Origin of the sequence: Asaia sp. SF2.1, assembly GCF_000505765.1 — a bacterium.
GTDB classification, from domain to species: Bacteria; Pseudomonadota; Alphaproteobacteria; order Acetobacterales; family Acetobacteraceae; genus Asaia; species Asaia bogorensis.
Genome location: NZ_AYXS01000049.1, coordinates 98,311 through 103,954 on the forward strand (window position 1 = coordinate 98,311; position 5,644 = coordinate 103,954).

9 protein-coding genes and 1 pseudogene are annotated in these 5,644 nt (G+C 65.4%); all 10 read left to right on the top strand.

The annotated features are described in order from the left end of the window. Positions 1 to 22 precede the first annotated feature (22 nt). Complete coding sequence (locus P792_RS34035; protein WP_010668883.1) at positions 23 to 274, top strand: AlpA family transcriptional regulator; 252 nt, start codon at positions 23 to 25, stop codon at positions 272 to 274. Beyond that, on the top strand, positions 271 to 1,362 hold the full coding sequence (locus P792_RS34040) for a replication initiator protein A (RefSeq protein ID WP_018308126.1): 1,092 nt from the start codon (positions 271 to 273) through the stop codon (positions 1,360 to 1,362). Before P792_RS34035 ends, P792_RS34040 begins: the two co-directional genes overlap by 4 nt. Next, positions 1,359 to 1,997, top strand: coding sequence for a ParA family partition ATPase (gene parA / locus P792_RS34045; RefSeq protein WP_018308125.1), 639 nt, complete (start codon positions 1,359 to 1,361; stop codon positions 1,995 to 1,997). The genes P792_RS34040 and parA overlap by 4 nt, the downstream gene beginning before the upstream one ends. Further along, positions 1,994 to 2,737, top strand: a complete 744-nt coding sequence (locus P792_RS34050; RefSeq protein WP_018308124.1) for a site-specific DNA-methyltransferase — start codon at positions 1,994 to 1,996, stop codon at positions 2,735 to 2,737. Before parA ends, P792_RS34050 begins: the two co-directional genes overlap by 4 nt. Beyond that, positions 2,734 to 2,976 carry a hypothetical protein gene (locus P792_RS34055; RefSeq protein ID WP_018308123.1) on the top strand — a complete coding sequence of 81 codons (243 nt, stop codon included), beginning with the start codon at positions 2,734 to 2,736 and terminating at the stop codon, positions 2,974 to 2,976. The genes P792_RS34050 and P792_RS34055 overlap by 4 nt, the downstream gene beginning before the upstream one ends. After that, entirely contained in the window at positions 2,973 to 3,473 is a 501-nt protein-coding gene (locus tag P792_RS34060; RefSeq protein ID WP_023979783.1) for a DUF2840 domain-containing protein, read from the top strand. Before P792_RS34055 ends, P792_RS34060 begins: the two co-directional genes overlap by 4 nt. After that, positions 3,470 to 4,027: a S26 family signal peptidase gene (locus tag P792_RS34065; RefSeq protein WP_023979784.1), complete on the top strand. Its 558-nt coding sequence runs from the start codon at positions 3,470 to 3,472 to the stop codon at positions 4,025 to 4,027. The genes P792_RS34060 and P792_RS34065 overlap by 4 nt, the downstream gene beginning before the upstream one ends. 1 nt (position 4,028) lies before the next feature. Continuing rightward, positions 4,029 to 4,367: a DUF736 domain-containing protein gene (locus P792_RS34070; protein ID WP_023979785.1), complete on the top strand. Its 339-nt coding sequence runs from the start codon at positions 4,029 to 4,031 to the stop codon at positions 4,365 to 4,367. Positions 4,368 to 4,371: 4 nt separating this feature from the next. Continuing rightward, positions 4,372 to 5,043 (top strand): lytic transglycosylase domain-containing protein, encoded by a 672-nt coding sequence (locus P792_RS34075; protein WP_023979786.1) that lies wholly within the window; start codon positions 4,372 to 4,374, stop codon positions 5,041 to 5,043. A gap of 294 nt (positions 5,044 to 5,337) precedes the next feature. Next, positions 5,338 to 5,644 (top strand): annotated as a pseudogene (locus tag P792_RS0120240) (type VI secretion protein); the annotation flags it as partial.

A 5,644-nucleotide genomic window follows, 5' to 3' on the forward strand; every position in this document is an offset into this window, starting at 1 on the left:
CAAAACCGGACGGAGGCATATCATGCTCAACAGACCCACGCCCTCACCGGCGCGCTATCTGCGCACCCATGAGGCTGCGCAAATTCTCGGACTTTCGCCGCGCACACTGGAAAAATATCGCTGCCACGGTACAGGACCGACGTTCCGCAAGCTTGGTGGTCGCGTCGTCTATCTGATCGATGACCTCGACGTATGGGCAGCCGCCGGTGCGTGCAAATCCACCTCCGACCCGAATTATGACGCGGCGCGTGCCGCCGGGCATGACCCACGATGAATGCCGCGCCGGGTATTCCGCGTTCCAGGCGCGCAAGCGAACGCAACAGGCTCGACCCGTTCGTGGTCTCCGGCGGGGATGCCAGCCCGCGCGATCAGCGCGACCTGATGGAGCGACCGTTCTTCTCGCTCGCGAAGACAAAGCGCACGGTGCCGATCTTCTATGAAGCCGGTGACGTCCGTGTCGAAGTCTTCGGCATGCCCGACCATGGCATGGCGACGATCTGGGACGCCGATGTGCTGATCTGGGCCGCCAGCCAGATCGTCGAGGCGGAAAATCTTGGTCTTACGACATCGCGCTTCCTGCGCTTCACGCCCTATCAGCTTCTGAGCAGTATCGGGCGTCAGACGGGAGCGCGGGATTATGGGCTACTCAAGGCGGCACTGACCCGGCTCCAGTCCACCGTGGTCGCCACTACGATCCGCAACGGCCAGAACTGGCGCCGTCAGCAGTTCTCCTGGATCACCGAATGGGAGATCTGTGCCAGCCAGACGGGCCGCGCCGCTGGTGTCGAGATCGTCATTCCCGAATGGTTCTATCGCGGCGTGATCGACCGCTCGCTCGTGCTTGCCATCGACCCGGCCTATTTCCGCCTCACCGGCGGCATCGAACGCTGGCTCTATCGCATCGCCCGCAAGCATGCTGGCCGCCAGCGTGCGGGCTGGACCTTCGAGATCGCCCATCTGCATGCGAAATCCGGCAGCCTGGTGCGTGTCTCGGATTTCGCCATCCAGATCCGGCATATCGCCGCCCGCCAGTCGTTGCCCGGCTATCGCCTGGGCATCGAGCGCGACGGCGCGCGCGAATTGCTCCGCATCCTGCCGGCCGACTTATCCACAATTCCTGTGGATAACCATGTGAATGGTATCGGGATTTCACACGCAACCCTTATCGGGACATCACACGCAGGACTATCGGGACTTCGCACGCACGAATCGCAGCTAAGTCTTTGGCCTGAAACGGCGATTCCGGCCCTTAACTTATCTAACTTAGAATCTAACTCTTATGTTGATGGGGCGGGCCGCCTTGCGGATAACGGCCCTGGTCCCTCCGTTTCCGGCCCAAAAGCACGCGGAGACGGGCCATGATCGTGGCCCTCCTCAACCAGAAGGGCGGCGTCGGCAAGACGACGCTGGCGCTGCATCTCGCGGGCCAATGGGCTCGGGAAGGCCGGCGCGTGACGGTCATCGATGCCGACCCGCAGGGCTCGGCGCTGGACTGGTCGGCGCAGCGCGCACGGGAGGGACTGCCCCGCCTGTTCGGCGTGATCGGCCTGGCGCGCGACACGCTGCATCACGAGGCGCCGGAACTGGCTCAGGGGGTGGATCACGTCGTCATCGACGGTCCGCCTCGGGTGGCGGCGCTGCTGCGCTCCGCCCTGCTGGCGGCCGATCTGGTGCTGATCCCGGTGCAGCCTTCGCCGTTCGACGGCTGGGCCTCGGCCGAAATGCTGCGGCTGCTGGCGGAAGCGCGGCTCTTCCGTCCCGGTCTGCTGGCCCGTTTCGTGCTGAACCGCTGCGCCGCGCGCACGGTGATCGCCCGCGAAACCCGGCTGGCGCTGGTGGGGCATGAGCCGGCGGCGCTGGCAGCGCGGATCGGCCAGCGGGTCGCGTTCGCCGACATGGCGCGCACCGGCCGCTTGGTCTGCGACTTGCGCCCGCAGGGGATTGCCGCCCGCGAAATCGCCGCACTGACAGCCGAGATTGGGGGGCTGGTGTCATGACCCTGCTGACCGGCGACAGCGCGCTCCTGATGCCCTGGCACGGCCCCTACGACATGATCCTGGTCGATCCCCCCTATGGCGATACGTCGCTCGCATGGGACCGGCGCATAGCGGATTGGCCCGGCAAGGCGCTCGCTGCCCTGAAACCCAGCGGCTCGCTCTGGGTTTTCGGCTCCCTGCGGAGTTTCCTTGCATCCAACGCGGCATTTCGGAATGCGGGCTGGAAATATGCCCAGGAACTGGTCTGGGAGAAGCAGAACGGTTCCAGCTTCCATGCCGATCGGTTCCGGCGCGTGCATGAACTGATCGTCCAGTTCTATCGCGACGATACGCCCTGGCGCGCCGTCTACAACGTGGTTCCGACCACGTCCGACGCACGGGCACGCACGGTACGACGGAAACACCGGCCGCCCCACATGGGTCGGATCGATGCCGGTCGTTACGTCAGCGAGGACGGTGGCCCGCGCCTGATGCGCTCCGTGATTCCGGTCCGTAATACGCATGGCCGGGCCATCCACCCGACCGAGAAGCCGGTGGCGTTGCTGGAGATCCTGATCCGCACGAGCTGCCCACCGGGTGGCCTGGTGGGCGACTGGTTCGCCGGCTCGGGGGCTGCTGGCGTCGCCTGTCGGCTCGCCGGTCGGCGCTATGTCGGCTGCGAGATCGATCCTGTCATGGCGCAGAAAGCGCGCGACCGTATCGCGTCCGTGCTGCCGCTCGGCGAGGGAATATCGCCATGACAGAGCGTCGCACGCTACCCGGCTTCGCGTCGCGCCCCGCCGACCCGGAACGCTGGGTCAAGGCGCCGGACAAGCCTGCGGCTGCCAACCACTTCACCGCCCGGCTGACCATCGACGTCACGCCGGCGCTGCGCGCCCGCATCAAGGTCGCGGCGTTCCAGCGCGGCATGACCGTCGCCGACATGCTGCGCGCGCTGCTCGCCCGTGAGTTCCCTGACAATCCCGGAGACGTGCCATGAACGGACGATTTTCTACGCCGCCGCATCGCCGCGCGGCGTCGCTGACCCATGTCGAACTGACCTGGATCGAGAAGCGTATCGAGCACTGGTTGCGCTTCGGCCACCGCGTTGACGAACAGATCCTTGATGGTCGCCGCCGCATTTCCAGTTTCGCGCCGGGCAGCATCTTCGCCTTCGTCCGCTGGGCGTCGAACGATCTGGGAGCCACGGTCTCCCGCGTGGACATCGTGCGGGCGGTGGAAGCAGGAAGTCCATTCCAGACTCTGCCATTTGTGCGTCCCGGTGGCGAAATCCTCCTGCGTGTCGATAGCTGGCCGAGGGTCGAGCGCGTGCTTCGGGCGATCGACGCTGTTGACGCGCTGGGCATCGACCCGGCGGATGCCGCGCCCGATTACTGGCGGCATCTCCACCATCGCATCACTGCCGGACATGAGCCCCGCAGCTACACGCGCGAGCAGCACGCAGCCTGGCTCAAGCGGCGGCAGGTGACGTCATGACCCGGCGTGGCTGGTTCTTCGCCACCTATTTCGCGGTGCTCGGTGTGGGCGTTTCGCTGGCCCTGCATCCTATGCCCCGGCTGATCTGGAACGAAACGGCGAGCGTGCCCGTCGGGCTTTATCGGCTGCACACGGACCCTGCGCCGCATGTCGGCGATCTGGCCGCTGTCCGTCTGCCCGAGCGCGAGGCGATGCTGCTGGCGACGCGCGGCTACCTCCCTCTCGGTGTGCCCCTGCTCAAACCTGTAGCGGCCATCGCAGGGCAGTTCGTGTGCCGTACCGGACAACGCATCACCATCGACGGAAAATTCGCTGGCGACGCGCGATCCGTCGATCATCGTGGTCGCCCGCTGCCCGTCTGGCGGGGTTGCCAACACCTCGATCCCGGCCAGGTCTTCGTCATGAATCCGGCCGAGCCACGCAGTCTCGATGGCCGATATTTTGGCGCGCTGCCCCTCTCCACCGTCATCGGCCGAGCCACTCCGGTCTGGCTTCCATCCGGGAGCGGCCAGGCCGTCGCCTTATCCTCCAATCCATCCGCGAAAGGACACTAAGATGGCACAGATCGGTCTTTTCACCCGCACCAAAACCGGCTTTGCCGGGCGTATTCGCACCCTTACCGTGACGCAGGATCTTATCCTCATTCCGGCCGATTTTTCCGACGCCGAACATGCACCGGATTATCGCATCCATCTCACCGATGCCGACGGTCCGGAGGTCGGCGCAGGCTGGAAACGCACCGGCGAGAGGGCCGGTGAATACGTCGCCGTAGCACTCGACGATCCCGCCTTCACGCAGCCCATCCGGGCCAATCTCTTCCGCACCGCCGACGACCGCGCGGTCTGGGTGCTGAACTGGACGCGCCCGTCAAAGCGCGCCGAAAGAGGAGATTGAGACGATGCGACCCGCGTTCTTCCTCGCTGTCGGCATCACCGCGATCGGCGTATTAGCTGCTGCCGACCAGACACGGGCGGCGTCGGTTTCGACACTCGCCGACACCGATTCTTTTGCTGCCCAAATCGCTGAGGCAGTCCGCCGTTTCGACGTTCCTACCACCTGGATACGGGCGGTGATGCGTGCTGAAAGCGGCGGTGATACCAGTGCGATTTCGTCGAAAGGCGCGCTCGGCCTCATGCAGATCATGCCCGCGACCTGGGCCGACCTGCGTGTCCGCTATGGGCTGGGAAGTGATCCATTCGATGTGCATGACAACATTCTCGCGGGTGCCGCGTATCTGCGCGAGATGCACGATCGCTACGGATCACCGGGGTTTCTCGCAGCCTATAATGCCGGACCGGGACGCTACGAGGACTTCCGCGATCGGCAACGTCCGCTGCCGCCCGAAACCCTCGCCTATGTCGCCGGTCTTCTGCCTCTTCTCGGCCAGAACGGTGACGCAATACCGCTTCCGGCGGCGCGTCCCGATCCCCTGGCCTGGAGACGCGCGCCGATCTTTTTCGCACGCGCGAACGATGCGTCTGCCAACATCACCGCACGCGATCTGTTGCCTATTGCACCGCACTCCGCTGGCCTGTTCGTGACGGTTTCTGACAGGGAGTCGGCACCATGACCATGCCGAATCCGCCTCTCCTTACCGCCCATTCGCAGCCGGTCGCAGGTCAGCGCATAATCGTGGTCCGGCGTGGTCCAGCGTTTCTCATGACGGATCGTAGCAGGGATCAGGGACCGCACTGGGTCTGGGCAAAGGAGAGGCGAGATAAAAGGGCGCACATTGCGCCTCGGTTGGGGTGTTGGTTTTCCAGCGTTTTTTCCTTTCCTACACAATGTTTCTCCCTCTCCGCCAATGTTTGCCGACCCTACTTTTCCTTGTTGCACCTGTCTTTTTCGCACATTGGGGGCGCCAATGGCCCGCGAGAATGATTTCCAGCCCCGTCTGGGCCGCATCCGCTCGCCCCGCGCCCAGCGGCTCAAGCCCTTCGTCGCCCAGGCCCTCGCCTCGGCCCAGCGTGCCGGAGGCGGTGGCTTCCGATCGGGCCGCAGCGGCGGCGGTTCCCGCTCGTCCTTCGGGCGTGGCCGCGTCGCAGCAGCCAGGGCCAATCGTCTGCTGACCAGCCGTGTCCGCCGCGTGACCGTCAAGGCCCGTGTCGTGCGCCACAGCGGGCGCAAGGCGCCGCTCGCCGCCCATCTGCGTTACCTGCGCCGGGAAGGGG

Coding starts and splice junctions, on each gene's coding strand:
- P792_RS34035 (WP_010668883.1), top strand. CDS start 23: ATGCTCAACAGACCCACGCCCTCACCGGCGCGCTATCTGCGCACCCAT.
- P792_RS34040 (WP_018308126.1), top strand. CDS start 271: ATGAATGCCGCGCCGGGTATTCCGCGTTCCAGGCGCGCAAGCGAACGC.
- P792_RS34075 (WP_023979786.1), top strand. CDS start 4,372: ATGCGACCCGCGTTCTTCCTCGCTGTCGGCATCACCGCGATCGGCGTA.
- P792_RS34050 (WP_018308124.1), top strand. CDS start 1,994: ATGACCCTGCTGACCGGCGACAGCGCGCTCCTGATGCCCTGGCACGGC.
- P792_RS34055 (WP_018308123.1), top strand. CDS start 2,734: ATGACAGAGCGTCGCACGCTACCCGGCTTCGCGTCGCGCCCCGCCGAC.
- parA (WP_018308125.1), top strand. CDS start 1,359: ATGATCGTGGCCCTCCTCAACCAGAAGGGCGGCGTCGGCAAGACGACG.
- P792_RS34060 (WP_023979783.1), top strand. CDS start 2,973: ATGAACGGACGATTTTCTACGCCGCCGCATCGCCGCGCGGCGTCGCTG.
- P792_RS34065 (WP_023979784.1), top strand. CDS start 3,470: ATGACCCGGCGTGGCTGGTTCTTCGCCACCTATTTCGCGGTGCTCGGT.
- P792_RS34070 (WP_023979785.1), top strand. CDS start 4,029: ATGGCACAGATCGGTCTTTTCACCCGCACCAAAACCGGCTTTGCCGGG.